This window comes from Priestia sp. FSL W8-0001, assembly GCF_038050335.1.
Classification (GTDB): Bacteria; Bacillota; Bacilli; order Bacillales; family Bacillaceae_H; genus Priestia; species Priestia flexa.
Genome location: NZ_JBBPAL010000001.1, coordinates 3,759,481 through 3,786,149 on the forward strand (window position 1 = coordinate 3,759,481; position 26,669 = coordinate 3,786,149).

30 protein-coding genes are annotated in these 26,669 nt (G+C 40.6%); 1 reads left to right on the forward strand and 29 read right to left on the reverse strand.

Annotation, left to right across the window (positions count from 1 at the left end):
• Positions 1 to 165 precede the first annotated feature (165 nt).
• From MKZ18_RS19805 to MKZ18_RS19880, 16 genes are all read right to left on the reverse strand, one after another.
• Positions 166 to 801 carry an FMN-dependent NADH-azoreductase gene (locus MKZ18_RS19805; RefSeq protein ID WP_061786086.1) on the reverse strand — a complete coding sequence of 212 codons (636 nt, stop codon included), beginning with the start codon at positions 799 to 801 and terminating at the stop codon, positions 166 to 168.
• 155 nt (positions 802 to 956) lie between these two features.
• Complete coding sequence (locus MKZ18_RS19810; RefSeq protein ID WP_061786087.1) at positions 957 to 1,592, reverse strand: FMN-dependent NADH-azoreductase; 636 nt, start codon at positions 1,590 to 1,592, stop codon at positions 957 to 959.
• Between the two features lie 44 nt (positions 1,593 to 1,636).
• Positions 1,637 to 1,954, reverse strand: coding sequence for a winged helix-turn-helix transcriptional regulator (locus tag MKZ18_RS19815; RefSeq protein ID WP_025907017.1), 318 nt, complete (start codon positions 1,952 to 1,954; stop codon positions 1,637 to 1,639).
• Positions 1,955 to 2,099: 145 nt separating this feature from the next.
• On the reverse strand, positions 2,100 to 3,542 hold the full coding sequence (locus MKZ18_RS19820; protein WP_025907018.1) for a S41 family peptidase: 1,443 nt from the start codon (positions 3,540 to 3,542) through the stop codon (positions 2,100 to 2,102).
• Between the two features lie 173 nt (positions 3,543 to 3,715).
• Complete coding sequence (locus MKZ18_RS19825) at positions 3,716 to 5,041, reverse strand: murein hydrolase activator EnvC family protein (RefSeq protein WP_061786088.1); 1,326 nt, start codon at positions 5,039 to 5,041, stop codon at positions 3,716 to 3,718.
• A gap of 111 nt (positions 5,042 to 5,152) precedes the next feature.
• Positions 5,153 to 6,043: a permease-like cell division protein FtsX gene (gene ftsX, locus MKZ18_RS19830; protein WP_061786089.1), complete on the reverse strand. Its 891-nt coding sequence runs from the start codon at positions 6,041 to 6,043 to the stop codon at positions 5,153 to 5,155.
• Positions 6,033 to 6,719, reverse strand: coding sequence for a cell division ATP-binding protein FtsE (ftsE, locus tag MKZ18_RS19835; protein WP_340841956.1), 687 nt, complete (start codon positions 6,717 to 6,719; stop codon positions 6,033 to 6,035). The genes ftsX and ftsE overlap by 11 nt, the downstream gene beginning before the upstream one ends.
• 303 nt (positions 6,720 to 7,022) lie before the next feature.
• Positions 7,023 to 7,331, reverse strand: coding sequence for a cytochrome c551 (gene cccB, locus MKZ18_RS19840; protein ID WP_025907023.1), 309 nt, complete (start codon positions 7,329 to 7,331; stop codon positions 7,023 to 7,025).
• 68 nt (positions 7,332 to 7,399) lie between these two features.
• Positions 7,400 to 8,197, reverse strand: coding sequence for a YitT family protein (locus MKZ18_RS19845; protein ID WP_373688729.1), 798 nt, complete (start codon positions 8,195 to 8,197; stop codon positions 7,400 to 7,402).
• A gap of 181 nt (positions 8,198 to 8,378) precedes the next feature.
• A protein-coding gene (gene prfB / locus MKZ18_RS19850) for a peptide chain release factor 2 (RefSeq protein ID WP_138116421.1) occupies positions 8,379 to 9,477 on the reverse strand; the annotation gives its coding sequence in 2 pieces (ribosomal slippage) (positions 8,379 to 9,413 and positions 9,415 to 9,477; 1,098 coding nt in all).
• Between the two features lie 131 nt (positions 9,478 to 9,608).
• Positions 9,609 to 12,125, reverse strand: coding sequence for a preprotein translocase subunit SecA (gene secA / locus MKZ18_RS19855; RefSeq protein WP_025907027.1), 2,517 nt, complete (start codon positions 12,123 to 12,125; stop codon positions 9,609 to 9,611).
• Positions 12,126 to 12,357: 232 nt separating this feature from the next.
• Positions 12,358 to 12,915, reverse strand: a complete 558-nt coding sequence (hpf, locus tag MKZ18_RS19860) for a ribosome hibernation-promoting factor, HPF/YfiA family (RefSeq protein ID WP_061786092.1) — start codon at positions 12,913 to 12,915, stop codon at positions 12,358 to 12,360.
• 208 nt (positions 12,916 to 13,123) lie between these two features.
• Positions 13,124 to 13,474, reverse strand: a complete 351-nt coding sequence (locus tag MKZ18_RS19865; RefSeq protein ID WP_025907030.1) for a hypothetical protein — start codon at positions 13,472 to 13,474, stop codon at positions 13,124 to 13,126.
• A complete protein-coding gene (gene fliS, locus MKZ18_RS19870) occupies positions 13,471 to 13,869 on the reverse strand; it encodes a flagellar export chaperone FliS (RefSeq protein ID WP_025907032.1) in 399 nt (132 codons plus the stop codon). The genes MKZ18_RS19865 and fliS overlap by 4 nt, the downstream gene beginning before the upstream one ends.
• A gap of 45 nt (positions 13,870 to 13,914) precedes the next feature.
• Positions 13,915 to 15,711, reverse strand: coding sequence for a flagellar filament capping protein FliD (gene fliD / locus MKZ18_RS19875; RefSeq protein ID WP_144594172.1), 1,797 nt, complete (start codon positions 15,709 to 15,711; stop codon positions 13,915 to 13,917).
• 14 nt (positions 15,712 to 15,725) lie between these two features.
• Positions 15,726 to 16,079, reverse strand: coding sequence for a flagellar protein FlaG (locus tag MKZ18_RS19880; protein ID WP_061786094.1), 354 nt, complete (start codon positions 16,077 to 16,079; stop codon positions 15,726 to 15,728).
• Between the two features lie 284 nt (positions 16,080 to 16,363).
• On the opposite strand from MKZ18_RS19880, the gene MKZ18_RS19885 reads away from it, so the two are divergent.
• Positions 16,364 to 16,711, forward strand: coding sequence for a hypothetical protein (locus MKZ18_RS19885; protein WP_061786095.1), 348 nt, complete (start codon positions 16,364 to 16,366; stop codon positions 16,709 to 16,711).
• 395 nt (positions 16,712 to 17,106) lie between these two features.
• On the opposite strand, the gene MKZ18_RS19890 is transcribed toward MKZ18_RS19885, so the two are convergent.
• From MKZ18_RS19890 to MKZ18_RS19950, 13 genes are all read right to left on the reverse strand, one after another.
• On the reverse strand, positions 17,107 to 17,295 hold the full coding sequence (locus MKZ18_RS19890; protein WP_225002013.1) for a YjfB family protein: 189 nt from the start codon (positions 17,293 to 17,295) through the stop codon (positions 17,107 to 17,109).
• Positions 17,296 to 18,115: 820 nt separating this feature from the next.
• The gene (locus MKZ18_RS19895; protein WP_076512307.1) at positions 18,116 to 18,229 is read right to left on the reverse strand and encodes a flagellin; all 114 of its coding nucleotides are present in this window, start codon (positions 18,227 to 18,229) and stop codon (positions 18,116 to 18,118) included.
• A 346-nt stretch (positions 18,230 to 18,575) separates the two neighbouring features.
• On the reverse strand, positions 18,576 to 19,337 hold the full coding sequence (locus MKZ18_RS19900; RefSeq protein WP_076512306.1) for a flagellin N-terminal helical domain-containing protein: 762 nt from the start codon (positions 19,335 to 19,337) through the stop codon (positions 18,576 to 18,578).
• A 165-nt stretch (positions 19,338 to 19,502) separates the two neighbouring features.
• Positions 19,503 to 19,742, reverse strand: a complete 240-nt coding sequence (gene csrA / locus MKZ18_RS19905; RefSeq protein ID WP_025909632.1) for a carbon storage regulator CsrA — start codon at positions 19,740 to 19,742, stop codon at positions 19,503 to 19,505.
• 13 nt (positions 19,743 to 19,755) lie between these two features.
• On the reverse strand, positions 19,756 to 20,184 hold the full coding sequence (gene fliW, locus MKZ18_RS19910; RefSeq protein WP_076512305.1) for a flagellar assembly protein FliW: 429 nt from the start codon (positions 20,182 to 20,184) through the stop codon (positions 19,756 to 19,758).
• A 3-nt stretch (positions 20,185 to 20,187) separates the two neighbouring features.
• A complete protein-coding gene (locus tag MKZ18_RS19915; protein ID WP_061786544.1) occupies positions 20,188 to 20,604 on the reverse strand; it encodes a DUF6470 family protein in 417 nt (138 codons plus the stop codon).
• A gap of 44 nt (positions 20,605 to 20,648) precedes the next feature.
• Positions 20,649 to 21,530, reverse strand: a complete 882-nt coding sequence (gene flgL, locus MKZ18_RS19920) for a flagellar hook-associated protein FlgL (RefSeq protein ID WP_061786543.1) — start codon at positions 21,528 to 21,530, stop codon at positions 20,649 to 20,651.
• A gap of 2 nt (positions 21,531 to 21,532) precedes the next feature.
• Positions 21,533 to 23,047, reverse strand: coding sequence for a flagellar hook-associated protein FlgK (gene flgK, locus MKZ18_RS19925; RefSeq protein ID WP_340841944.1), 1,515 nt, complete (start codon positions 23,045 to 23,047; stop codon positions 21,533 to 21,535).
• A gap of 20 nt (positions 23,048 to 23,067) precedes the next feature.
• Positions 23,068 to 23,508, reverse strand: coding sequence for a flagellar protein FlgN (locus MKZ18_RS19930; RefSeq protein ID WP_025909627.1), 441 nt, complete (start codon positions 23,506 to 23,508; stop codon positions 23,068 to 23,070).
• 15 nt (positions 23,509 to 23,523) lie between these two features.
• On the reverse strand, positions 23,524 to 23,781 hold the full coding sequence (gene flgM, locus MKZ18_RS19935) for a flagellar biosynthesis anti-sigma factor FlgM (protein WP_025909626.1): 258 nt from the start codon (positions 23,779 to 23,781) through the stop codon (positions 23,524 to 23,526).
• A 213-nt stretch (positions 23,782 to 23,994) separates the two neighbouring features.
• Positions 23,995 to 24,396, reverse strand: a complete 402-nt coding sequence (locus MKZ18_RS19940; protein ID WP_061786276.1) for a TIGR03826 family flagellar region protein — start codon at positions 24,394 to 24,396, stop codon at positions 23,995 to 23,997.
• A 57-nt stretch (positions 24,397 to 24,453) separates the two neighbouring features.
• Positions 24,454 to 24,861, reverse strand: coding sequence for a ComF family protein (locus MKZ18_RS19945; RefSeq protein WP_081801858.1), 408 nt, complete (start codon positions 24,859 to 24,861; stop codon positions 24,454 to 24,456).
• A 284-nt stretch (positions 24,862 to 25,145) separates the two neighbouring features.
• Positions 25,146 to 26,633, reverse strand: a complete 1,488-nt coding sequence (locus MKZ18_RS19950) for a DEAD/DEAH box helicase (protein ID WP_340841940.1) — start codon at positions 26,631 to 26,633, stop codon at positions 25,146 to 25,148.
• Positions 26,634 to 26,669: the final 36 nt, after the last annotated feature.

Below are 26,669 nucleotides of genomic sequence, written 5' to 3' on the forward strand. Positions count from 1 at the left end.
TTTCCCGCAGGAGTCGAGTGTCCTACGCTCCATTCCACCCTGTTTCCAACATTGTTTTCACAATCAACAAAAAACCTGAACGATTAAAAGTGAGAAACTCTTAATCGTTCAGGTATAGTAAGGACTGAACTACTTATGTCTCAGTCTCTTTTTCTTACTTCTTTATTAAAATTTACGCGCTGCTTCTTTCGCTTTTTCAATGCCGCTTGCTTTAATCTCTTCTGCTTTTGCAGGCATTGCATTATGACCTTCTACAAATAATCCTTCAAATGATGGAACTCCAAAGAAGTTCATCATAATACCAATGTAGCGATGTCCCATCTCCACATCTGCTGCTGGACCTTCTGAATAAATACCGCCGTTTGCTTGGATATGAAATGCTTTTTTATCTGTTAATAACCCAACTGCTCCTTGCTCTGTATAGCGGAATGCTTTTCCTGCTACAGCAACAGAATCTAAGTATGCTTTCATAACAGGTGGGAATGAGAAGTTCCACATTGGATTTACAAATACATATTTATCAGCATTTGCAAATTGATCGCTCAGTTCATTTAAACGAGCAATTTTACGTTGCTGGTCAGCTGATAGCTTATCAAATGCTTCACCTGCTCCTAATTTACCCCATCCACCAAAGATATCTGCATCTAATTGTGGGATATCCTCTTTATAAAGGTCAATGTGTACAACCTCATCGTTTGGATTTTCTTCTTTATATGTGTCAATAAATGCTTTTCCTGCAGCCATACTAAATGAAGTTTGATGGTCATGCGGATGTGCTGTAATATACAATACTTTTGCCATGTTGAATTCGCACCTTTCTTTCACTTTTTAATAACTATGTTACTAATAGTAACTTAGGTAATCTTTTTAGTCAACTATTTTATTCTCATTTAAATGATTACCCTGTTTGTTAGTATGCCTTTTAAACATAAAAAAAAAGACTGGTAAAAGTCTTTTTAAAAAGTTGTAGCAATAGTCAACGCTTCATTCATTGCTTTTTCTTTAATTTCTTGTGCTTTAGTTGGAAACTTCACCTGACCTTCAATAATAATACTTTCAAAGGATTCAATCCCAAAAAAGTCCATCATTACTTCCAAATAGCGATGTCCCATTTCACGGTTCACTTCTGGTCCTTCTGAATAAACATCACCTCGCGCTTGAATATGAAGTGCTTTCTTTCCTTTTAACAAACCTTCAGCGCCTTCTTTTGTATATGTAAACGTCTTGCCTGATACAGCAATTGCGTCAATATAAGCCTTCATAATGGCAGGTACCGAAAAATTCCACATCGGTGTAACAAACACGTATTTATCTGCTAATAAAAATTGTGCACCTAGTTCTGCTAGGCGTCCTACTTTCATTCGTTCATCTGATGATAACTCTTCTAAAGAACCTGTTTCACGCAGCTTCTTCCAACCGTTAAACACATCTTTATCTAGAAATGGTATGTCAGCCGTATATAAGTCTAAATGAACGACTTCATCATTTCGATTTGTTTCTTGATAGGTTTCAATAAATTGCTTACCTACCGCCATGCTTAATGATTCATCTTCACTTAGTGGATGTGCAGTAACATAAAGAACGTTTGCCATCTTTGACATTCCTTTCTGTAGCTAGTCTTCTGCTTCTGTGCTTGTTAGTCTTTGATCCAACTTTCTGCCCATTGCGTAATCGGACCTAAAATTTGCCCTAATTCTTTTCCTTTTTGAGTCAGCGTATATTCTGTGCGAATCGGACGCTCCGGTATAACAGTGCGTAGCACAATACCATGCTCTTCTAACTCTTTAACTCGCTCAGTTAGTAACCTTCTGCTTAAAGCCGGAATCGCCTCATTGAGCTCGCTAAAGCGCTTTGGACCACTCATCAGTACATAAATGATTAATCCTGTCCATTTTTTACCGATTAGTTCAAAGCTCTTCTCTACCTTTGGCTGTAATTCTTTTTGTTCTTCCATATTAGTGAGCTCCTCCTTTATTAATATGGATGAAAAACCAACTTGTTCACTTATTGTAACAGAAAAAGAGAATAAACATGCTCACTATTTCTACAAAAACCCCCTCTCTGCAAGCCTACAGAGAGGGGGTTTTTCTGTTCATTCATTATTCGCTCGCAAGCTTTAGAGCTGTTTCTAATTGACGGTCATCTTCTTTTGACTTGATTTTTTCGAGCAGCTTTGTCTGAAGTAATGCCGCTGTATCTTCGTCAATTTCTCCCGTCACTTTTTGATCATTTGTTTTTTGAAACGCTTTTACAGCCGTTTCTGTTTCTTTACCGAAATATCCATCGGTACGGCCAGGTTCAAACCCTAATCCCTTTAACATTTGCTGTGCATTTTTGATTTGATCATCTGTCATATCAAATTTTAATGTTTTAGTAACTTGAATTGGATTTGTGTAGTAATAGTCAGGCTGTTTTACTTCAACAGTTGGCTTAACTCCTTTTTCATTAATCCAATTGCCATCTGGCGTTAACCATTTGTAGAACGTCAGCTTTAAGTTACTGCCGTCTTCCATTGGCACTGCTTGCTGAACTGTTCCTTTACCATATGATTTTTCACCAACGATGTCATATCCGCCAGCTTCTTTTAATGCACCAGCTAAGATTTCTGAAGCAGATGCACTACCACCATCGATCAGTCCTACAATTGGATAATCTTTTGGTTCTTTTAAAGAAGACTTAACCGTTTGACGATCACCGTCACGCTCTTCAATTTGTACATACGGCTTGTCACCTGTTACAAGTTCTTCTAACATTTTCTCCACGCTTTGGAGATAACCACCCGGATTTCCACGCACATCAAGGACAAGTCCTTCAATATTTTTCTTTTCAAGTTCCTTTAGCTGCTTTTTAAATTCATCTTGGGTAGATTCAGAAAATGACGTAATCTCCATGTAGCCAATTGATTTGTCATTTACTTTCTTCACAGATGAATAAACAGTTTCAATTGGAATTTCATCACGTACCACATCAACTTTCATCATGTCTTTTACACCGGGACGCTGAATATCTAATTTAACTGTTGATCCTTTTTCACCACGAATTTTTAACACAGCATCATAAAGCTCTAATCCTTCAATGCTTTTACCATCAATTTTTAAAATTTGATCGTTGGGCTTTAAACCAGCTTTCTCAGCTGGTGATTCTTTAAATGGTGCTACGATTGTGACTTTACCATCTACCATGCTAACTTCTGCACCAATTCCTTCAAAGGATGAGTCAAGTGATTGTTCAAACTGCTTTGCTGTTTCCTTATTCATATAGGACGAATGGGGATCATCAAGCGTCTGTACCATTCCTTGAATAGCACCTTCTAGTAATTTTTTTTCGTCTACATCCTTATAATATTGGGATGATATAAGGTCATAGGCTTGCTTAATCTTGTCAAATTCACCATTTACATCTACATTATTTGTCCCTGTAGCTGACGAGAGACTTGATAAACCAACGCTTCCAGCGCTTGCATATTGTAATCCAAAATAAGTACCTACTGCTCCAACTACAAGAGAGAGCACCATCAATAATGCCACTATTTTCCGATTCAAGCTCTTTCATCCTCCTCAACCCTGACCCATCTCTTTTTATTATAATAGATAGCCTTGAAACTATGTAATAAAAAGGATGCATGTGTTATTTGTAGCAAAAGGCACCACACAAATCAAGTGTGATGCCTTTTTGTTAAGATTTTATGATAGGCTTGTACAACATATGCACAAAATTAGAAGTTAATATAATTTTCAGGGTTTACAGCAGAGCTGCTTCCTTGCCAGTCTCCTTTGTGAAGTTCAAAGTGCAAGTGTGCACCGAATGAACGACCAGTATTACCCATGTAGCCTAGCTGTTGACCTTTTCCGATTGACTGACCGCTAGACACATTATAACTTTCTAAGTGAGCATAAACAGATACCCAAGTTTGGCCATTGACGTTATGGCGTACAAATACAACATTCCCGAATGATGATGAGTAATACGCTCGAATAACTGTGCCATCCGCTACGGATACAATTGGTACACTACTACCACGTTTTCCAATATCAATTCCGTAATGCATGCGACCAAATTTTTCACGGTAACCATATCGAGATGTGACTGGTCCGTTAGCTGGACGCATGAATGAACCGCTTGTTACAGCTGGTGCTGGTGCAGCTTCTGCTTTTTGAGCTGGCGCTGCGCTTGGTGCCGATTTTGCTGCTGGCTGTGACTGGCTTGCCTTCGCTTCTGCTTCAGCTCTTGCCTTTGCCTCCGCTGCAGCTTTCGCTTTTTCACGCTGCTCTTGTTCCCAAGCTGCCTTTTCACCTTCTGCTGCTTTCTTTTGATCTGCTAGTAGAGCCGCTTCTTCTTCTAAGCCAACAATTTCATCGTTTACTGATTGCTCTTGCGATTGTAACGTAGCAATTAATTTATCTTTTTCATCGACTTGCTTCTCAAGATCTGCTGACAATGTTTCAAGGTCTTTTAGCGCTTTTTCAAGTGATTCTAATTTTGTTTGAACAGCTGTTTCTTTTGTTTGAAGTTCTTTTTTGTCTTGCTCATGTTGAATTAATAACTCACGGTCTGCTTCTACAATTGTAGATACTGCACTAACACGGCTGATAAAGTCACCAAAGTTTTGTGAGCCTAGTAGAACTTGCATGTAATCCACTGAGCCACCGCTTTCCTGTAACGCTACAGCTCGATCTTTTAACAATTCATTTCGCTTTTCAATACGTTCTTTTACTTCTTCAATATCTTTTTTTAATTTTTCAATTTCTTTCTTTGTTTCTGATATTTCAGACTCGCGATTTCGAATTTTCTCGTTTGTCTCACCGATCTTCTCATCTAAACGCTTCATTTCGGCTTCTGTTTTTTTCTGTTGCTCTTGTAAAGATTTAATTTCTTCTTTACCTTCATTAATGTTTTTGTTTACATTTGAACTTTTTTCATTTAAATCGCTAATCTTTTTATCAATGTCTCCGTTTGCATAAGCGATATTCCCCGAACTTAACCATACACCGCTTAGCCCGACAAAAGCCGCTGCTGTAACCGTTAATACTTTGCGTTTCATTTGTCTGTTCTCCTCATTTGTACGTGTTTTTTTATGTGCTTATCATCTTTATATGTAAGAAGACAAATCTAACGTTTAGGCTAGATTTGTCGTGGTACTGAATAATATAACTTATTTTTTTAAGAATTTTCGAACTGATAGCATACTTCCCCAAACGCCGATAAATCCACCGACTACAGCAAGTAATAGCGCAATTTGAAGCGTGAATGGGAACGTTGGTAAAAGCTCAAAATATCCGTTGAATTTTGGCTCAGATTGGTTGAATACAAACGTGTATACACCAATTAAGACACCGATTGGTACAACTGAACCTAATAATCCAAGCAGCAAGCCTTCAATGAAGAATGGCCAGCGAATAAATAGGTTTGTTGCTCCTACTAATCTCATAATCTCAATTTCTTCACGACGAGCAACGATGGTAATCTTAATTGTATTAGAAATTAAGAACATTGCTGTGAAAAGCAAACCGATAATTAAAGCAATTCCAATGTTACGGGCAACTTCTAGGACGTTAAACAGTTTTTCAACTTCACCTTGTCCGTATTGCACATTTGTAACATTCGAGTATTTTTCAACTTCTGTAGCAACCTTAGCTACATCGTTTGGTGTTTTTGTTTTGACAATAAATACGTCATTTAATGGGTTTTGCTGTTCAAAAGGCTCAAATGCTTTCCCTTCTTCACCCATACTATCAATTAAGCTCTTGAGCTCTTTGTCTTTAGAAGAAAATGACACCGTATCAACACGGCTAATTGCTTTTAACTTCTCTTCAATAGCCGACTGCTCTTCATCTGTAGCTGCTGGATCGACGTGTACTCGAATTTCAACGTCGTTTTCAATTAACTTGGCTACGTGATTTAGGTTAAGCATAAGCGTTAAAAAGACACCAACTAGTAGTAGGGTAACTGTTACCGCACTAGCTGATGCAAAAGTCATCCACCCGTTTCGACTAAGACTTTTTGCTCCTTCTCGTAAGTGGCGACCGAATGTTCTAGCCTTCATATCCGTAATCACCTCTTACTTCGTCACGCACAACTTTTCCATTTTCAATAGCAATTACTCGTTTACGAATTGCATTTACAATTTCACGATTGTGAGTTGCCATTAAAATCGTTGTGCCACTTTTATTAATTTCTTCAAAAACGTCCATGATCTCCCAAGAAGTTTCAGGGTCTAGGTTCCCTGTCGGCTCATCTGCAATGACCACTTTTGGTTTATTTACAATAGAACGCGCGATTGATACACGCTGCTGCTCTCCACCAGATAGTTCATCGGGGAACGCTCGCATTTTATTTTTCAGCTTTACAAGATCAAGCACTTCCATTACGCGCTTTTTAATTTCCTCTGGGTGCTGCTCAATCACTTCTAAAGCAAACGCCACATTTTCATATACCGTTAGCTTTGGTAGAAGCTTAAAGTCTTGGAAGACTACCCCAATATTACGACGGAAAATTGGTACCTTGTGACTTTTAATTTTGGCTACGTTTGAGCCATTGACAATGATATCGCCCGTAGAAGGTTTCTCCTCGCGATACATCATTTTAATAAATGTAGATTTACCCGCTCCGCTTGGTCCTACGATATAAGCAAACTCACCTTGATTAATCTTGATGCTAATCCCATTGATTGCTTTCACACCGTTCGGATACGTTTTATAAACATTTTGCATTTCAATCATCAGTTATCACCTAATCAAGTGTGTTATTTTCATTCCCCGTCTTTCGACAAAGAATTACAAAAAAATCAAAAAAAAACGACTCATTTCAGTTGCTTTCTCATTATAACATCACTTTTCGAGAATTTAAGCCCTAAAAATATTACATTTTTATTTCAAATATGACATTAGTCGGATTCATACACCTTCCTATATCCCCCTAAAAAGGAGTCTGCTCTCAAAGAAATTTAGAAAAACAGCAGGACTATCCTCGTCTATATTTTGTAAAAAAATAAAACGAGAAGCTTTTTTGCTCCTCGTTTTGCATCATTTCTTTTCGGCTAACCACTCGGCAATTTTGCTCGCTTCCTCTTCGTTCACCAAGCCTTTTGGCATGCTTCCTTTTCCATTATTGATAATGTCTTCAATTTCTTCTTGTGAATATTTCGCACCAGTCTTCTCAAGGTTTGGTCCTCTTGCACCTTCAAGGTTTTGGCCATGACAGCCCGAACAGTTTTGTTGGTAAAGCTCTTCCCCACTTGCTTCAGAAGCTGTTTCAGAAGACTCATTCCCTCCACCGCACGCTGCCAATGTAAAAGATGCTCCTGCAATGATTGCTAATGCTAATTTCTTCATGGCTATTCCTCCTCATTCCATAATAAAATTAACCATTTTGTGAAGTTTTTCACTCTATTATAACCTACTTATGAACGTTTAAAACCCTCTCCTAGTACCTCTGAAGCGTCTGCAACAATGACAAATGCAGATGGGTCAATTGCTTTAACCGTTTGTTTCAATTTTGTGAATTCTGTTTGTTCAACTACAACCATTAAAATTGGTCGCTCTTCATCCGTATACCCCCCGTAGGCTGACAAACGCGTCACCCCCCGGTCAATTGTATGTAAAATTTCGTGGCGCACTTCTTTTTCTTTATTGGTAATGATGAGCGCCATTTTTGAGCGCCCGACGCCTACTTGGACAAGGTCAATGGTTTTACTTGTGACATAAAGGCCGATTAGCGCATATAGCCCTCGTTCTAGATCAAATACGAAAGCAGCCGCAATCACAATGAGCCCATCAATTAAAGCTACACAAATACCGAGCGATAACGATGTATACTTATGAATAATTTGCGCAGCTAAATCCGTGCCTCCAGTGGATGCGTGTCCTCGAAACACCAGACCTAACCCAACACCCACACCAATTCCACCAAACAACGCTCCAAGAAGCGGATCAGTTGTAGCTGGCTCAATATCGCTTGTTAATAAGACAACAAACGGTAAAAAAACCGTACCAATTAAGGTTTTGGCTCCAAATTGCCAACCAAGTAGCAACGCTCCTAAAAGAAAAAGCGGTACGTTAAAAGCCCACTGAACATAGGCTGGAGACCAATTAAATAATGCATTTAAAATTGTGCTGATACCGCTTACACCACCAGATGCAATACGGTTAGGAAGTAGGAATATATTAAAGGCTATCGCGACGATACTTGCTCCAACCATGACATAAACAATTTGCAGCAGTCGGTCGGATACAGAAAATACGTCTCGTTTCAATCTTTTCATGATAGTCACCTCAGTTAACGACTTTTACCATAGCGTATGTAACTTTTAAGCAACTCATGCTGTCAGAAAAAAACCCTGGTTCCACGCTTGCGCGAAAATCCAGGGGTAGCTATCACTCTTAAATATGTGAACGTAAGTAGGCATCAATAAATAAATCAATGTCTCCGTCCATTACGCTTTGTGTATTTCCGATTTCAGTATTTGTACGGTGGTCTTTTACAAGAGAATATGGGTGGAATACATAAGAACGAATCTGACTTCCCCAACCGATATCCTTTTGCTCACCGCGAATTTCGGCTAGCTGTTCCTGCTGCTTTTCAATCTCTAGCTGATAAAGCTTCGATTTTAACATTTTCATCGCTTGCTCACGGTTTTTGATCTGTGAACGCTCTGTTTGACAAGAAACAACTACGTTAGTTGGTAGATGGGTAATACGAACAGCTGAATCGGTCGTATTAATATGCTGACCACCCGCACCACTTGCACGGTACGTATCTACTTTTAAATCCTCTGTACGAATATCAATATTGATTTCATCGTTAAACTCAGGCATGACGTCACATGATACGAACGATGTATGACGACGACCAGATGAATCAAACGGCGAAATACGTACAAGACGGTGTACGCCCTTTTCTGCTTTTAAATAGCCATATGCATTATGACCTTTAATTAGTAACGTAACGCTCTTAATTCCAGCTTCGTCTCCAGGAAGATAGTCTAACGTCTCAACCTTAAAGCCTTTTTTCTCTGCCCAGCGCGTGTACATACGCAGTAGCATTGAGCCCCAGTCTTGAGATTCCGTTCCGCCTGCACCCGGGTGAAGCTCTAGAATGGCGTTGTTCTTATCGTAAGGCTCACTTAATAAGAGCTGTAGCTCAAATTCATTCATACCTGACGTTAACTGTTTTAATTCGTCAACTAGCTCGGTAGCTAAATCTTCATCGTATTCTTCTTTTACAAGCTCATACGATACTTGTAAATTTTCATACGTTTCATCTAAGTGATTAAACTGATTTACAGCATCCTTTAAGCCGTTTGCTTCATTGATAACTGTTTGTGCTGCTTGCTGATCATCCCAAAAGCTTGGATCAGCCATTCTTTCATCTAGCTCATCGATACGAGCTTGCTTGTTATCGAGGTCAAAGAGACCCCCTAAAGTCCGCTAATCGCTTAGCTGTTTTCTCTAACTCTTGCTTAATTTCTACTAAATCCATCGTTCAAACACCTCTATCTTATTTTTGACACACAGGAAGGAAATGGGGGCTGCCCATTTCCTTCCTGACGGTTGCTATCTGTATGTGATTGTAACACAGTTTGTCGCTAAACCAATAATGCTTCCTTACTTTTATGCTTCTTTTCCGCAGCAGTTTTTATACTTCTTACCGCTTCCGCAAATGCATGTATCGTTACGACCTACATCAACTGCGTTGACTTTTGGCTTTTTTTTCGCAGGTGCATCCCCTTCTTTTGGATGCACAGCAGCTTGTCCTTTCGCTACTTCTTGACGTTCAAGGTTGTTGTTAATCTCTGCTTTCATCATATACTTCGTCACTTCTTCTTCAATTGTGGCAATCATGTTTTCAAACATCGCAAAGCCTTCCATTTGATACTCGCGAAGTGGGTCTGTTTGACCGTATGCACGAAGGTGAATACCTTGACGTAACTGATCCATCGCATCGATATGGTCCATCCATTTTGAATCAACCGCGCGAAGAACAACAACTTTTTCAAACTCACGCATTTGTTCTGGCTCAAGCTGGTCTTCTTTTTCGTTGTAGCGCGCTTTTGCATAATCAACAAGCATTTCTACAATTTCTTCAGGCTCTTTACGGCGCAACATTTCTTCCGTGATTTGCCCTTCATCTAGAATATTAGCATTTACATAATCAACAATACCTTGTAAATTCCAATCTTCTTCTAACTCATCGCTTGGCGTGTACGTAGCGACAACTCTTTCAACCGTTGATTGGATCATGCGCTCTACAATATCACGCAGATTTTCTGAATCCAACACTTCAAAGCGCTGCTTGTAGATTACTTCACGCTGCTGACGTAATACATCATCATATTGAAGCAATTGTTTACGCGCATCGAAGTTGTTACCTTCTACTCGTTTTTGCGCAGATTCAACGGCTCTTGTCACGATTTTACTTTGAATTGGCTGTGAATCGTCCATACCAAGGCGATCCATCATGGACATCATGTTATCAGAGCCAAAGCGACGCATCAGCTCATCTTCCATTGAAAGATAAAATTGAGAAACCCCCGGGTCTCCTTGACGACCAGCACGACCACGCAGCTGGTTATCGATACGGCGTGATTCATGACGTTCTGTACCGATTACGGCTAAACCGCCTGCTTCAATAACACCTTCGCCTAACTTAATATCTGTTCCACGTCCAGCCATGTTTGTTGCGATTGTCACCGCGCCTTTTTGACCAGCGTTTTCGATAATATCAGCTTCACGCTCATGCTGCTTTGCATTTAAAACGTGGTGCTTGATACCTTTTTTCTTTAATAATGAAGACAATAGTTCAGACGTTTCAATCGCTACTGTACCAACAAGCACAGGCTGTCCATTCGCATGGCGCTCAGCGATATCTTCGACAACGGCTTTGAACTTGCCTTCCATCGTTTTATAAATTAAGTCTGCTTTGTCATCACGAGCAATGTCTTTATTCGTTGGAATTACAACTACCTGCATATTATAGATGTTTCGGAATTCTTCTTCTTCCGTTTTCGCTGTCCCCGTCATACCCGCTAGCTTTTCATACATACGGAAGTAGTTTTGAAACGTGATTGTTGCAAGCGTCATGCTTTCGTTTTGAATGTCGACATTTTCTTTTGCTTCAATTGCTTGGTGAAGCCCATCGCTAAAGCGACGACCTTTCATTAAACGACCTGTAAACTGATCGACGATTACGACTTTCCCGTCTTCTACCACATAGTCAACGTCATTTTGCATCGTTACGTGTGCTTTTAACGCTTGGTTAATATGGTGGTTTAAGGCTACATGCGAGATATCGAACAGGTTTTCAATACCAAACGCTTTTTCAGCCTTAGACATTCCGTCCTCAGTTAACTGAACACTTTTGGTCTTCACATCAAACGTATAGTCCGTTTCTTTATCAAGCGTGCGAACGAATGCATTAGCTTGAATATAAAGAGCCGTTGACTTTTGAGCAGTTCCAGAGATAATCAACGGTGTACGCGCTTCGTCAATCAAAATGGAGTCAACTTCATCGATTACAGCAAAATGAAGGGGACGTTGTACCATTTGTTCTTTATAAAGCACCATGTTATCACGTAAATAATCGAATCCTAGTTCGTTATTTGTTGTATACGTAATGTCAGCAGCGTACGCTTCCTGCTTTTCATCCTTTGTTAAGCTGTTTAAATTCAAGCCAACCGTTAAGCCTAAAAACTCATAAAGACGCCCCATTTCAGTTGCATCACGGCTCGCTAAATATTCATTGACCGTTACAACGTGCACGCCTTTTCCAGTAATGGCATTTAAATAAACAGGCATAGTTGCAGTTAACGTTTTACCTTCCCCTGTTTTCATCTCAGAGATATTCCCCTCATGTAAGGAGATACCACCCATTAGCTGCACTTTATAAGGATACATGCCTAACACACGCTTTGCCGCTTCACGTACAACTGCAAAAGCTTCTGTCAGCATATCGTCTACAGATTCACCATTTTGATAACGTTCTTTAAAGTCTACTGTTTTCTCACGAAGCTGATCATCTGTCAGCGATGCCATATCAGGACCCAACGCATCAATCTGTTCAGCCATTCGTTCTAAACGACCGATTTGGCGTTGATTTCCGTCAAACACTTTTTTAAATAATCCAAGCATATTAAACGCTCCTCTATTTATAATCAATACATCTTGTACTTGTTATTTCCTTATTATAAAACATTCTGAATAAAATTGTAACATCGGGGCTAGACAAGTAGCAACTTATACCCATTATTACTCAACTGATGATTTGATAAATACTGCCTAGAACGAACAGGATAAGCAACGTAAACTAAACATCATTAAAAAAGACAGCGAGTAAAGCTCGCTGCCTTAGAAGTTACTATATTTAGTTTGGCTCAATCAGGCCATATCGCCCATCTTTTCGACGATAAACGACATTAGTTGTATTTGTGTCGGCATTTGTGAAGACAAAGAAGCTATGACCAAGCATATTCATCTGTAAAATTGCTTCTTCACTATCCATTGGTTTTAAGTTAAATCGTTTTGTACGGACAAGCTCTAGCTCTTCTTCATCCGTTTCAGCTGCAACGGCAACGCTTGGGTCACCTTCTAACGCAGCGAATAGGTATTTTTCAGCACCTTTTTCACGCATTTTACGGTTCACTTTCGTTTTATGCTTGCGAATTTGGCGCTCAAGTTTATCAAGGACAAGGTCGACTGCGGCATATAAATCTGTATGCGTCTCTTCAGCACGTAATACAAGATCAGTCATTGGAATTGTAACTTCTATTTTTTGGTCGTTGTTGTATACTTTTAAGTTTACATTTACATCAGCATTAGGTGTACCATCGAAATAGCGCTCTAACTTGCTGAGCTTTTTCTCTACATATTCCCTGATTGCTGGAGTTACCTCAATGTTTTCGCCACGAATGTTGTATATCATATTCGAACTCCTCCTTTAATCATTGCTATACCTCTATATTTCTACAATACCCGACACTTTCCCTTCCTAAACCTATATTTTTTTTGAAAATTCAGCGAATAAATTTTCAAATTTAAGAAAGTGTATGTTAGAACTAAAAAAAAAAGACTTTCTTCTAAAGAGAAGTCTTAAGAGAAGTCTTTTTTTTTCGAATTTTTACGTCTTCTATTCAGTTTCGCTTATCGTAAAAACTCCCATCGAATGTTTCATTTCCATACGGGTTAACATAACGATTAACATGCTGTTTTTTGGCCTTTGTTTTTTGAAGGTCCTCTTCAACACTTTTTTTCCATTTTAACAATGTTGAATCAATGATGGCATTCATGCTAACGATGATGTTCCCTCTCGAATCATTCTTGCTTTCTTTTGACTGAACAAGCTCGTCAATATACTGACTGCGCTCTTGAAGCAAGCCTTCCACTTTCGCAATCATATTCTCACGTTCTTCTGCAAGAAGCGGCTTTTGGACAAGGCCATAGAGCTCAGCCGTCAGTTCATATACGGAGTCGAGAGGCGTCACGCTTGTCCACCTGAACCATGGGTTTGCTTACGATTCATTTGAATAACCTGCTTCCACGTATCGCGAAACTCAACGGCATATCCCTCTACTTCGTCGAGGAGTTCTACGCGATTTTGAACATTGGCTTCAATTAAGCGCTGATTCATATAGTCATACATCGCCATCATTTCTTTTCCAACAGCAGCGCTTGTATCTAAAGTAACCATTAACTCTTGAATAATCTTTTGTGCTTTAAGTAAGTTTTCGTTTTTCGCTTCAATATTGTGTTGTTCAAACCCAATACGGGCCATTTTAATAAATTTAATGCATCCGTTGTAAAGCATCAGCGTAAGTTCACCAGGTGAAGCAGTTTGAACTGCCCCTTGCTGATACGCTTGATAAGGATTTGCTGCCATTTCCTTCACTCCTTCTCGTACTCTTTCTTCATTGTATTGCTATGTTTAAGCGAAATATTGCGATAGCTGCATGCTTTGTGCGTTTGAGTTTTGAATAGCTTTTTCCATTGCTGTAAATTGGCGCCAATAGCGGTCTTCTACCTGCACAAGACGACTTTCAAATCGACTAATTTGATCATCCATGTCACGTAAATTACGACCGAGCACAAACTGCGTATTCGTCCACGTTGAGCGGCCTGCACGCTGCTCAATTTTAGATACCGTATCCGCAACGGATTCACGAAGTCTGCGGACAATCCCTTTTTCACTTGTCGTTTCGCCATTTTTTGAAAATAAATCCATCACGGACTGCGGATCTTTCTCAAGCGCTTCTTTTAACTTTGTCTCGTTAATAACAAGCTTTCCACGGTCCATATAGTTCGTACTAGTCGTAATTCCAATATCCGTTAGCTGCTTGAATTCACCGGTGATGCCTGAAACAGCTGAATACCAGTTAGAACGCATTTGATTTAGTCCACTTGAAAGAATTGAATCGTTTTTTAACAATCCGCTCTTGGCTTTTTCTTCCCACTGCTCCGCTTGTTTATCTGTTAAGCTTTCACGCTGAGCATCGGTCAAAGGAATGTAATCGCGGTAACGCTCTTCCGTAGTTTTACCATTGAGTGTAGCGATGAGTTCATTGTACTTCGTCACAAAATCTTTAATCGATTCAACCGCTTTATCTGTGTTGTTGCTAACATTTACGCGCACAGGGGCCGTAAAGTTATCTTGAAGCGTAAAGCTCACGCCGCTGACTGTGAACGTATTGGACTTTCTCGTTGTTTGTAAGCCGTTGATTTCAAACGTTGCGTCAGTTCCGCTTTGTTCATTCGTTTGATCCAACTTTAGCGTCTGCGTTAAAAAAGTACCTTCCAATTTCATTTGTGGCCCCGTACCGCTTGCATCTGTTAAACTCCCGGTATCTTTACGCGTGAACATAATTTTATCTGTGCCCGAATCGTAAAATGCAGAAATCCCGACCTTGGAATTGTTAATCGTAGAAATAACGTCATTTAATGACTTCGTACCATCAAACTCGAAGTTCATTTTCCCATTCTTTTGATCATCTTCAATCGCTTTTCCATTTTCATCATAGGTTGTAATGGCAAATGATACGTAGTTTTGTTCATAATCAAACCCTTGTACCGTGCTATCTTTTACAAGTTGCGTACCAAACGTCATTTCACCGGTTGCTGGATCGACAAATACCTGGTCTGTTCCTAACCCTGTCGCGTTGTCTGTGCGCACGCTATAAGACGTTTCATTTCCATCTTTATCTTTTACAACAATTTGTCCTGGTAAGGTTGAAGCTTCAATTGCTCCTTTTCCTAACGAAACCTTCGTCGTGTCACTGGCTACCGTAATCGCGCTTTGATTGATCGTTTTAGTCTGCCACGTTAGCCCACCTGAAAACGCACTTTGCTGAGACCATAAGCTTTTTGATGGATCAATTTTTGTTGTTCCTGAAACTGCCCCGCTAATATTTTTAGCAGCCGTCGCCATCGTTACGTTTGATAATGTATACGACGCGTTACCTGCTGACGTTGTTGCAGTAGCCGTTACTTTCGATTCATCTGCTGAAGATGAGCTTTTCACCATATATGTTGACTGGAGCGTCATGTTAAAAGCCGAATCACGAAATTCCGTTAGCAATCGGTTCATTTCGCGATACTGGTCACGCTGCCATTCTGTTGTTTGCTTTTTTTGCTTTATTTTATCCAGCGGCATACGCTCCGCTTTCATTAAATCACTTACGATTTGGTCAATATCCATTCCACTTGCTAATCCACCAATACGAACCATTCTTTCACCGCCAATTACATTTTTTGATCAAAGATTAATCCCGTCAGCCGCTCCATCTCGGCATGCATATCTAAAAGCTTTTCGGGAGGTACCTCTCGAATCACCTCATTCGTATCCGCATTTACAACCTGAGCGAAATACGTATGAGACTTTTCATGAAGTTGAAAACGTACCGAAACAAACGTAGGTGCGAGCTTTTGATTAATCTCTTCCACCGCTTTTTCAAGCTGTGCAATGATTACTTCATTACTGCTTTTCGGCGCTTTTGACTCTGTTTCTAGCTGATTTTTTTCTTTTGATTGCTGAACGCTGGCATAGCTTAACACACTTGAATGAAGCGTTTTAGCTGAAATTGATGTCCCCTCCATCACAGCCACCCCTTAAAAAACACTCTTTTTTATTGTTATCGGAAACATTTATTTATTGTTTATAGGTAGTTCGCAGTACTTTTCCTCTTTAAAAACATGATTTCACATGAGATAAGGCTTGCTTTCTTAACAGGGATGAAGGTCACGAGCGCTACCTTTGTTATCCATTAATCTGTTTTATTTTCCTATTTCTTTAAATCTAGGCCTTTATTGGGGGCTTTTCGTGCTACAATGCTGTTAAAATTCCACATTGCCAAGATCCTCTATAAAGGAGCTACTCAGCCATGAAAAAAACGATCATTCCTTTTCTACTTGCCGGGATGCTCACAGCCTTTGCCGTTATTCATACAAACGAAAAATCAATTAAAGAAACCGACTCGTATTCTACCATTCAAGCAAAAATCGAAACCTATGCAAAAAAAGAAGAACCAAGCTTGTCCATTCAAGAAATACAAAAAGACGAAACCATCAACGGAGAAAAGCGCATCATTTTGTTCACCACAACCGATAAGCAAATTGGCTGTGCCATTCTGCAAAAAAACTACTTGAACCGCTATCAGATTGAATACATCTCTACCCAAGAACCCGCTCAAATCGAAGACAAATCGGCTTTATCGTCTATTTATGCATAAGCAAGAGTTTGGGATATAACAAACTGACTGCTTCTAAGAGACAAACAATAGCCGCTCCCATCTCTTTGGTTTGCCTGAACACGTTCGTTCCATTGCGCTACGGCCACTCGCTTTCCGCGGGGAGGAGTCGAGTGCCTTTCTCTCCATTCCATTCCGTCTCCAAACTGGGTTTGCCCAATCACAAAAAAGCCTGGACAACTAAGAGTTGCGAGCTCTCAATCGTTCAGGCTTATCGTTGGCTGAAATACTTCTGTCTCAGCCTTTTTCATAAAAAAAGACCTTCTCACGGGAGAAGATCAATAAAAAAGGGGATAGGGGAATACCTTGATATTAGTATGGGCTGAATTCGTATTGTTTATACTCTACATATGAAAATATAAATTTATTTTCTAAGATCAATGTTTCCACCAAGATGAGGCTTGAGCAGCATGCTGAATGACTTTTACATCAGCTGAGCTTAAAAGCTCTTGAATGGTTTCACCCTGCTGTTCTGCGTTACCCATCCCCATTTTCATTACGGACAGAGAAGCTTGATGCTGAGTATTAGATTTGCTTAGGGCCATTGAAAGTTTTGCTACGTCCACCGGAATGCTCCTTTCATCATAAAAAAGACTCTAGTATCAATCAGACTTTTGATTACCTAAATTAGCGTCAGTAGTGCCAAATCATTAACACCATGACCTATATCAAAAGTAAAAGAGTTTGGGACATAACAAAATGATTGCTTCTAAAAGACGAACACTATAGCTGTTCCCATCTCTTTGATTTGTCTCAACTCGTTCGTTCCATTGCGCTACGGTCACTCGCTTTCCGCGGGGAGGAACCTGAGCTTCCTCGCTGCGCTGCGGGGTCTCCGTTTTCCCTCTCTTCCCGCAGGAGTCGAGTGTCCTACGCTCCATTCCACCCTGTTTCCAACATTGTTTTCACAATCAACAAAAAAACCTGAACGATTAAAAGTTATGAACTCTCAATCGTTCAGGTATAGTAGAGGCTGAACCACTTATGTCTCAGTCTCTTTCAAATAATCTAAAATTAACGAAGAAGTTGTAGAACTCCTTGTGGTTGTTGGTTCGCTTGCTTTGCGACTGCATCTTTCGATTACAGAATAGACTATATCTTCATCCATATTTTCATGGAGCTGGGCACTTCGAACAGCTTTTGCTGCCCTACGAGATTCATAGTCATAGCTTTCGCCTTAGACCGTATTCTCTAGTCGTTGAACCTTCTCCAGAGTTTCCTCACAGGAGCTTGGCTGCTGATTATCCATTGTTTCATCCTCATCATTTTCACACCTTCACGCTTACCGTTTCCAGTTACGTTGTGGTTGGTGAAGCTTTAGGAAGTTCCAGCAATTCACCCAGTAATTCTCTAGCTTGTTACCAAGCTAGACGCCCTTCTCATCAATTATCTCAAGAGTTGTAACACACCTTGAGGCATTTGATTCGATTGAGCCAACATTGCTTGTGCTGCTTGAGAAAGAATAGAGTTCTTAGTTTGGTTCATCATTTCTTTCGCCATCGTGCGAACATTTACTTTCGTAAATGACTAGACTATATCTTCACCCTCTAGCATTCTAGTAGGGGTCGGGCACTTCGGATTCACAATGCTGATGACCATTGTTTCACCTATAGATTTCATCATCTTGAGCTTAGCTTTTAGATGGTCTATCCTAGTCGTTGAACCTTCTCCATCCTTTCGGAACAGGAGCTTGGCTGCTGATTGCCCAAATCTTGTCTTTTTTTAAACCTTCACGCTTGTCGTTTCCAACTACGTTGTGGCAAGAAAAGCTCTAAGGGGTTTCCAGCAATTCACCCGATAATAATCGCTAGCCGTTACCAGCTAGGACGACTGTGCTTGTCACTGCTTATGCAGCGGAAGCATAATCTACGTCACGAATACGAGACTCAGCAGCTGTTAAGTTTTCAGCTGATGTATCAACATTATTGATTGCATACTCTAATCTGTTTTGGTAAGCACCTAGGTTTGAACGCTCACCTGAAATTTTTGTGATAGCAGCATCAATTGTAGTAATAGCAGCAGTTGCAGTTGCAGCATCACTTGAAATATCAATTGCACCATCAGCTTCAGTATCTCCAGCCGCAATTGATAATCCTGTACCACCGGTCATATCTCCAATAGTTAACGTAATTTGTTGGTTTTCGTTTGCACCAACTTGAAATGCAAATGTTCCATCTCCATTTGGTCCACCTGCACCTGTTAGTAAAGCTTGACCGTTAAATTGTGTGTCTTTTGCAATTCGGTTAATGTCTTTAGCTAGCTGGTCAGCTTCCTTTTGAATAGCTGCTCTATCATCAGTAGTATTCGTATCATTTGAAGCCTGCACTGCTAATTCACGCATACGCTGAAGCATAGCATGTGTTTCATTTAAAGCACCTTCAGCTGTTTGAATTAATGAAATACCATCTTGAGCATTTCTTGAAGATTGCTCTAATCCACGAATTTGTCCACGCATTTTTTCTGAAATGGAAAGACCTGCTGCGTCATCCCCAGCTTTGTTAATACGAAGACCTGAAGATAATTTCTCCATTGACTTACCTTGTGCGGCATTAGCTGCACCAAACTGACGATAAGTATTCAACGCCGCAATATTATGATTAATTCTCATTTTCATTTCCTCCTTGAATATGTTTTTGCCCACGTCCGTGTGAGCTTGTTTTAACTCCCTGCCAATCGGCCGCCTGGCAGTTTGTCTTTACAAGAATGATATCGTCTTTTTTTTTGGATTGTTTAGCGGTTTCTTTACTTTTTTCAAAAGAAAAACCAAGACGGTTTAGGGCCTTGGTTTGGTGTCATTTATTGTTTGTAAGATGTCCATCATATTGGCTACCGGCTTGGATGCCTGGTGATTTTCTAACTGGATTTCTTCATAGATTTCTTGGCGATGGACTTCGACATCACGCGGGGCCTTGATGCCGAGCTTGACTTGGTCACCGCTAATAGAGAGAACGGTCACTTCAATGTCTTCACCGATTTTGATTGTTTCGTTCGTTTTACGCGTTAGGACTAGCATGGTCGTTCCCTCCTTAGTTGTTTACGGGTTGAAACAGCGCGTGCTTGGTTTGGTAGGCTTCGTTGTTTAAGATAACTTGCTTGGCTTGATTGTTTTTTGTATTAATAACAATTGGCGCCTGCAGATTTGCCGTAATTTTAGTAACGTCGTCATGCATTGTTAAAATAACGTATACAGCAGCGTCACTTCCGCTTTCCAGCTGAAGCTGCTTGACTGTTGTCTCATCTAATTTAAAGTCATAATCTGGGAAGAATTGAAACGGCTCGGTCATCACGAACGCAACTTCCTGCGTGTTCGTAGACTGTAACACGTGGAACATATCAGCGTTTGGAAGTGGCAAGACCACAAATTGCATTTCGTGTGGAAACCCAGGAAGACCTTTTTCAAATGTTAATGAGGGTTGTTCAATTTGAACATCACCGTGATAAGCTGTTTTAAGCATGAGCTACACCTCTTGTTTAATTGTTGAGATTAATAGTGTTTCAGGTACATAGTTTATTTTGACACTAAACGGACTTGGAATAAAGGTTATGTTGCTTGGATAGATGGGCTTTTCGCTGTTGCGCTTGGCTTGATTAGCGAGTGGGTTACCACCTTGTTCAATTTTCATTAACTCTTTTCCTTCTTGGACTGCTTTTGTGATAGATTCCATCACCGCTTGTTTACCTTCATTCGCTTCTTCGTCCATGCTTTTTAAAATTGATTGCAGGTTCATTTCTTCCCACGCCTTAGTTTGGTCAATAGTAAGCCGCGACGGTGTCTTTTCGACAATGACCTGGATTTTTTCTGTCGAAACGTCGACTGGCTGCGGCTGAATGATGGGTGGCATGGCGTAAGAGGCCTGTATGGTACTAACTTGCATCAGTATTCCTCCTAAAAAAACCCCTTCAAAGAAGGAGTTTTGGTTTAGCGTAAAAAGTCAAGAAGCGTTGGCTGAATTAGTTTGGCACCAACCGATAAGGAAGCACGGTGCACGCTTTCTTGAATGGTTAAGTCCGTAATAACTTTCTCAATATCAGCATCTTCGTTATCTGAAATCATGCGGCTAGCAGTAATTTCTTGAGAAGCAATGCGATTTTCAATGAGCTCCAGGCGATTGTTTCTCGCACCGAGCTCTGAGCGCTCTGCTGATAGAGTTGATAAATAGTCATTAACTTGTGTTGATAATTGTTGAAGCGATTCAACATCGTTGTTTTCAAAACCCGCTTGAATACTATCGATGAAATCAAACGATTCTTGCGAAAAGATACGGTCAGCATTAATATTGACGCGTAGGCTGACGCCTTTTGATACTTCAACTGAAAACGGATCGGCATTAATTTCGGACGCAATCGAGCCATCCGCATTTTGAGTAACGGGCGCGTTTCCTACGTTCACGCCGTTAAAGATATATCTTCCCGCTACTTGCGTATTGGCTACCTGCATAAAATCAAGCTTCAGCTGTTCAATTTCACGGGCAATTGCTTGGCGATCTTGTCCGTCGTTCGTACCGTTTGTTCCTTGTACCATTAGCTCTTTGGCACGTTGAAAAATGGAGTTAACCTGTTCAAGCCCCGCTTCAGAGTTATCAAACCACGAATAGGCTTCGGTTAAATTTCGTTTGTATTGATCAATTTCAGATAGGTTAGACCTGTATGCCATCCCCTTTGTAGCGATAACAGGATCATCCGATGGACGCGTAATTTTCTTACCCGTTGACAGCTGATTTTGCAAGGTTTGGAGCTGAGTATAACTGCTGTTAATATGTCGTAATGAGTTGGCCGCTAGCATGCTTTGTGTAATTCGCATCTTTATCTACCACCCGTTCCTAATCCGTTAATAATGCGATCTAACATCTCATCAATCATTGTCACCATGCGGGCACTTGCATTATAAGCGTGCTGGAATTGAATCATATTGCTCATTTCTTCATCGATTGAAACGGAACTCGTCGATTGTTTTCGTTGCTCCACGGCTTGTTGAAGCGTTTCTGAGTTTCCTTTTAAGCGGTTTGCCTGCTGGCCGTTAACCGCCATTTGGCCAATAAGAGACTGGTAATATTCTTTCATGGATACAGTTTGATCGTCAGTAAGCTGAATAAGAACGCTATCACGGAAGTTAGCGAGCGCTAGCGCATTGCTTCCATCTCCTTTACGATCTCCTTCTATTTCTGACTGAGAAGCAGCAGCTATGTTGTTGGTACTTTGAATAATTTCATTTGATAGCGTAATGCTTTTCGCAGCGCCTTTTCCCTCCGTAATTGGATTAAAGAAAGATACACCCGTTTGGCCATCTAACGTTACGCCTTGTTCGTGCTGGCCGTTAAACCAATTCACAAACTCAAAGGCCATTTTATCAAGAGACGCTAGCATGTCAGAATATACACCTTTTGTTTGGCCATTTTCGTCTACGTAACCTGCTGATTCAATCAATCCTTTAAGCTTACCTTGTGAAAGGTTGGCTGGCGAAAGCGTTTGGCCACCTACACGAACATCCGTTACGCTTCCGTCCGTATCGTTTATCGTAAACGCTGCAGCTTGACGAGTTTGGCCATTTACTAACGTAACAGGACCGTTTGCGGTTTGCATCGTAACCGTCACGGTTCCTTCGGCTACGGGCAGGCTGTTACCGCTTGTTTGATCATACTGTATGTCAAATTCTACAAACTGTGAAAGTTCGTCTAGTAAGCGGTCACGCTCATCATATAAATCATTTGGCAAATAGCCGTGCACTTCAATATCATTAATTTGTTTATTAACGTTATTGATTTGCTCAAGAACCGAGTTCATTTGCTTGACGGTTACATCAATTTCAGATTGTAAATCACCTTGAATGACTTCGAGCGATGTGGATAGATACGTAAATGTATCGGCAATTGCATTTGCTCTCTCACGTGCAACAGAGCGAGCACCGGCATTTGATGGATTTGCAGCAACGTCTTGAAGTGCTTCGAAAAATTGATCAAATGTTGCTGACAATCCGTCTTCAGATGGCTCATTTAGAATCTCTTCCATTTTGTCAATGGCTGCCGATTTGGCATTCCAATAGCCTACCTTAACTGTTTCTCCTCTGTACTGTACATCAAGGAACTGATCGCGCACACGCTCAATCGTTTTGGCATCCACTCCCGTACCAAGTTGACCCGTCACTCCTGGACGGTTCATTCCCGGTGTTGGGTAAGGCGTACTCGCTTCAAACGTAACGCGCTGACGAGTATAGCCCGGCGTGTTAGCATTGGCGATATTTTGCCCCACTGTGTATAGTGCTGACTGCTGCGCATCCATGCCTCGCTTTGCAACCTGCAGCCCATGAAAAGTTGAAATCATTACATTCTCTCCTTCATTCTCTACGCTTTTGACTGAAAGGTAGATGCTTGTGTAAGTGATGGTACATCGTTTTCTGCTTTTGTATAATTATATGAATCTGCTTGTTGAGATGAGGTTAATAAGTCAAGCTCAAGATTAATGAGCTGCAGAGATTGTGTTAGCAGTTGTTGATTTAACTCATTTTTCCTCTGAATGCTTTCAATAAGTTCAATGAGCTGGCTTTGAAGTGGTTGAAGGGTAATGGCCTGTTCAATCTGTGCGATATTTTCCATGAGCAACATGCGCTGTTTTTCCAAAGCTTCTATCGCCGCAACGTGCGTCTGCTCATCTTTAAGCACATGGGTTAACTCTTTGATATTTTGGCTGATGATAATTGCCTTTTTCTTGTCTGTTAAAGCTAATAAGCTCTTATGCAATGCGATTTGCTTCGTTAAAATTTCAGTCAGTTTCCCGCTATTCAATTTTTGTCATTCCCTTTATTTTTTATAAAAGTTGATAAGCCCTTTCGCCACTTCTTCTGCGTTAACTTTATATGCCCCATTTTCAATCTGCTGCTTTAACTGTTCAATCTTTGCTGAGCGCTCTGTGGCATTTGTACTCATTTGCTGAAGCTCTTTCGCTTCTTTTGAAATTTGCACATCATCTCGTTTTCCTGTTTGCTGAGCTTTTTCCATTTTTTCAGCTGCCTTTTGATATGGATTTATTCTGCTAGAATGAGTTGAATTTATCTTCATCTTTGGTCACCTCTTTAAAGTTTGTATCCGCTATCTATCTACTCATTATATCGGAGCTTTGAATTAAACATTTAGCAACTCGCTCAAAGTTGAGACTAAATGCACAAACACGCTAAAAAGCTTCAAAATAAGTACGATTTTGTACCCAAACTAAAAAGGTCTTAAGAACCATTACCTTCACCAAAAAAAGATAACCAGTTCTTTATGTCTAGATTATTTATCTTTCAAACGATAAGTTGATAATCGATCCTGTCGTTCATTTTGACATTTTGTTTCTATTTCGTGCTTTGCTAGGTCATTTTTCAACTGCTGAGCGCAATTATGACAAAGCTTTCCCTCTCTAATACTTTGACCACATTCTAAGCAAGGGTAGCCTAGGTTTGGAAATTTAGCTATCAGCAACCTTCCCTGCTGAATGAACTGCTGAATGCGCAGGTCGGGTACGTTCGTTTTTTTAACGACTTCATACATGGTTGCAGTTCGATTTTCTCGCTTTCGTAAAAAGGTAACCACGCGCTCATACTGGCCTTCTTCTTCCTGATAACAACTCGGGCAAATGTTGCGCGCTCCGCTTTGAACAAATAAGCTTCCACAACGTAAACAATTCGTTAACATGCTCCTTTTCCCTTTCTCTTCTCATTTCCTTTTGTATCGGCTGAACCGCTTATTTTTTCAACGGTAAATTGTAAAAGAATAGATTGCTGCTGCCACATCTTTTAGACAAAGCGCTGCTTCGTGTAACGTAACGCCCGTTGTGTACAAATCATCGATTAAAATGACGTTTCTGTTTGTAACCAGCTCTGGATCCACAAGCTCGAACACCCTATGGTTTTGTAGCCTTTCTTCTCTCGTTTTCTTCGCTTGTTTCTCCGTATGCTTACGAGTAAGAGGGTAAGCTACTTCTGCCGGGAGTAAAGATGCCAACGCTTCCGCTTGATTAAACCCACGCTCATACATTCGCTCCTTGCTTAAAGGGATGGGAACCAGTACGGGGTTCTCAGGACTATATACCTTATAAAGCTGAGCGAAATCGTCAGTAAATATTTTATGAAGTTCGTAGTCACCTCGGTATTTAAACAAAGCCATTACCTCTTTTGCGAATTTATTATATTTATATAATGAACAGTTGCGAATTAAAGGTGATTTCTTTTTGTTCCATTGAACGCAGTCGATGCAATATTCACCCTCATAATAAGCTATAGGAAGCTCATTAAGCATTCTTCCACAACGTCTACAAAGTGGCTCTGAAAGCCCTTTAAAGGATGACTGGCACGTTTCACACAGCCACTTTCTTTGCTGTGGAGAAATCAGAGACGAGAAGCTATGAGCGGGTTCGATTGATGCATGGCACAGTAAACACCATATCATATCTGAATTAGACCTTGTTTTTTTGCCATATCGTTCATATCTACCATATGCTTTTTCGCTTTTTTCATTTCAACCGTTTGCCCATAGTGAAAGAAGACCACGTCTCCTGTTGGAAAGTTTGCGCTTCTACCAACTCGGCCTGAAATTTGCACAAGTGCGCTTTCAGTGAAAATTTCATTTTCAGCACCTACTACAGCGACATCAATATTAGGGACAGTCACCCCTCGTTCTAAAATGGTTGTTGTAACCAAAATGGTATACTGCTGCTCACGAAATGCTTTTACCTTTTCTTTTCGCTCCTTATCTTCTGCGTGCACCCCAGCCACGCTTGGCGTTAGCTGTTGAATGAGTTCTACAACGGGCTGAACCCATTTGACCTTTGGTACAAACACAAAGCACTGCTTATCATCACACACTCGCTGCTTGATCCAGTTCAATACGGTAAAAGGTAACTTCTTTTTAACAAGCTTCTTCTGCCAGTTGCCACACCATACAAAACGAGGTATCGGAATGGGATAGCGGTGATAGCGAGCCGGTATTTTGACAGCTGCTAGCTTATTTTCTTTAACCTGTTGCTTAAGATTTTCACTGGGAGTTGCTGTTAAGTAAATAAGGGTTGATTCTGCTTTACGAGCTTTGTGGGCAGCATATTGCAACATTGGTTCTGCTGAATAAGGAAATGCGTCTACTTCGTCAATGATCATGACGTCAAATGCTTCATAGTAACGCAAAAGCTGATGAGTAGTTGTGAGGATCAGAGAAGAGTGCTTCCCTTTATCAGCACTTCCGCCGTAAAGAGCCACTACTTCCAACTCTTGAAACGCTTGTTGAAGCCTTGGATGAAGCTCCAGGACTACGTCCGTTCTCGGCGTGGCGACGCATACCGATTTACCCAAAGCAAGCGCTTTTGAAATACCTTCAAAGAGAACTTCCGTTTTTCCAGCTCCACAAACGGCCCACACGAGCAGCTCTTGCTTTGAATGTACGGCTTCTACCATTTGGCTAGAAGCCGTTTGCTGAGCAGGAGAGAGCTTTCCTTTCCACGTAAGAGTTGGTGAAGAAACCTCACGTAAAGGAGGCCCTTTCCACGTGATAAGAGGCGTACATTCCGATACCCGCCCCATCCCAATGCAGGCACGGCAATACGTACATGTGCTGTAACAGCGACCACAGTGAAACGAAGCAAATAAGTGCTGCTGCTGATTTCCACAGCGCATGCAGGTCATCACGTCTTTTTTCACAATTGACTTTTGATAGTGGATATAGCCTTGTTCGTAATGTTCATGAAGAGTAGAAAAAGAAAATGAAGCTAGTTCATCAGGGAGTAGTTGCTTGCCAACGAGGAATTGCTGGAGGCTTGCATTAAATGAAAATGTAGGGTTAACAGCGGGTGTATGCCATTCAGGAAGCCGTGAAATGGCCTGCGCTTCCTGTGAACCATTCGGTACTAACTGATTGTCATGTAGGATAAATCGCAAAAACATCGCTCCTTTCATCCTAACTAGTACGAGATGAACTGA